Source organism: Phyllobacterium sp. 01N428 (assembly GCF_056399405.1).
Genome location: NZ_JBFTRH010000018.1, coordinates 1 through 2648 on the forward strand (window position 1 = coordinate 1; position 2648 = coordinate 2648).

General features: G+C 53.4%; 1 rRNA gene. It reads right to left on the bottom strand.

The annotated features are described in order from the left end of the window. Positions 1–28: 28 nt before the first annotated feature. A 23S ribosomal RNA gene (locus AC1DNI_RS22735) occupies positions 29–2648 on the bottom strand; the annotation flags it as partial.

A 2648-nucleotide genomic window follows, 5' to 3' on the forward strand; every position in this document is an offset into this window, starting at 1 on the left:
GCGTTTTGGATGGATATTTGTAATGAGAATGATCAAGTCGATCGAGCTATTAGTACCGGTAAGCTTCATGCGTTGCCGCACTTCCACACCCGGCCTATCAACGTGGTGGTCTTCCACGGCTCTGATAGGGAATACTCGTTTTCAGGTGGGTTTCCCGCTTAGATGCCTTCAGCGGTTATCCCGTCCGTATATAGCTACCCTGCTATGCGGCTGGCGCCACAACAGGTCCACCAGAGATACGTCCATCCCGGTCCTCTCGTACTAGGGACAGATCCTGTCAATATTCCTACACCCACGGCAGATAGGGACCGAACTGTCTCACGACGTTCTGAACCCAACTCACGTACCGCTTTAAATGGCGAACAGCCATACCCTTGGGACCTGCTCCAGCCCCAGGATGCGATGAGTCGACATCGAGGTGCCAAACAACCCCGTCGATATGGACTCTTGGGGGTCATCAGCCTGTTATCCCCGGCGTACCTTTTATCCGTTGAGCGATGGCCCTTCCACGCGGGACCACCGGATCACTATGACCGACTTTCGTCTCTGCTCGACTTGTCAGTCTCGCAGTCAGGCGGGCTTATGCCATTGCACTCGACGACCGATTTCCGACCGGTCTGAGCCCACCATCGCGCGCCTCCGTTACTCTTTAGGAGGCGACCGCCCCAGTCAAACTACCCACCATACACTGTCCTGGACCCGGATAACGGGCCGCAGTTAGACATCCATGACGATAAGGGTGGTATTTCAAGGGTGACTCCACCATGGCTGGCGCCACGGCTTCAAAGTCTACCACCTATCCTACACATGCCGACACGAATGCCAGTGTAAAGCTATAGTAAAGGTGCACGGGGTCTTTCCGTCTAACCGCAGGAACCCCGCATCTTCACGGGGAATTCAATTTCACTGAGTCTGCGTTGGAGACAGCGGGGAAGTCGTTACGCCATTCGTGCAGGTCGGAACTTACCCGACAAGGAATTTCGCTACCTTAGGACCGTTATAGTTACGGCCGCCGTTTACTGGGGCTTCGATTCAAAGCTTGCACCTCTCCTCTTAACCTTCCAGCACCGGGCAGGCGTCAGACCCTATACGTCGCCTTACGGCTTCGCAGAGCCCTGTGTTTTTGGTAAACAGTCGCTACCCCCTGGTCTGTGCCACCCCCTTCTACTTGCGTAAAAAAGGGTCACGCTTCTTCCGAAGTTACGCGTGCAATTTGCCGAGTTCCTTCAACGCAGTTCTCTCAAGCGCCTTGGTATTCTCTACCAGTCCACCAGTGTCGGTTTCGGGTACGGTCTATACGCGGGAGCTATTTCCTGGAACCGCTTCGAAGCCCCTCCAATCCAATAAGGAGGAACAACATACGCGATCCGTCACTACCCGCAGGCCCACGAATATTAACGTGGTTCCCATCGACTACGCCTTTCGGCCTCGCCTTAGGGGCCGGCTAACCCTGCTCAGATTAACTTTAAGCAGGAACCCTTGGACTTTCGGCGAGGGAGTCTCTCACTCCCTTTATCGTTACTCATGTCAGCATTCTCACTTCCGATACCTCCACCAGCCCTCACGGGTCCGGCTTCAACGGCTTACGGAACGCTCCGCTACCACTTGCCTGTTGCCAGGCAAATCCACAGCTTCGGTGTATGGCTTGAGCCCCGGTACATTTTCGGCGCAAAGACCCTTATTTAGACCAGTGAGCTGTTACGCTTTCTTTAAATGATGGCTGCTTCTAAGCCAACATCCTGGTTGTTTTGGGATCCTCACATCCTTTCCCACTTAGCCATAACTTAGGGACCTTAGATGGTGGTCAGGGTTGTTGCCCTCTTCACGACGGACGTTAGCACCCGCCGTGTGTCTGCCGATCAGTACTTTCCGGTATTCGGAGTTTGGTTAGGTTTGGTAAATCGGTGAGATCCCCTAGCCCATCCAGTGCTCTACCCCCGGAAGTATAAAATCGACGCTCTACCTAAATAGATTTCGCGGAGAACCAGCTATCTCCGAGTTTGATTGGCCTTTCACCCCTAGCCACAAGTCATCCCAATCTATTGCAACAGATGCGGGTTCGGTCCTCCAGCAAGTGTTACCTTGCCTTCAACCTGCTCATGGCTAGATCACTCGGTTTCGGGTCTAATGCGACGAACTGAACGCCCTGTTCAGACTCGCTTTCGCTGCGCCTACACCTACCGGTTTAAGCTTGCTCGTCACACTAAGTCGCTGACCCATTATACAAAAGGTACGCTGTCACCCAGAACAAATCTTGGGCTCCAACTGTTTGTAGGCATTCGGTTTCAGGATCTCTTTCACTCCCCTTGTCGGGGTGCTTTTCACCTTTCCCTCACGGTACTGGTTCGCTATCGGTCATGCACGAGTACTTAGGCTTGGAGAGTGGTCTCCCCATGTTCAGACAGGATTTCACGTGTCCCGCCCTACTCAAGGACTTTCATTCGCATTACGTGTACGGGGCTGTCACCCATTCTAGCCGCCCTTTCCAGAGCGTTCCACTTGTCTCATAAAAGCCACTGGCCTGGTCCGCGTTCGCTCGCCACTACTAGCGGAGTCTCGTTTGATGTCCTTTCCTCCGGGTACTTAGATGTTTCAGTTCCCCGGGTTCGCTTCTAACCCCTATGTATTCGAAGGTCAGATACCTTATT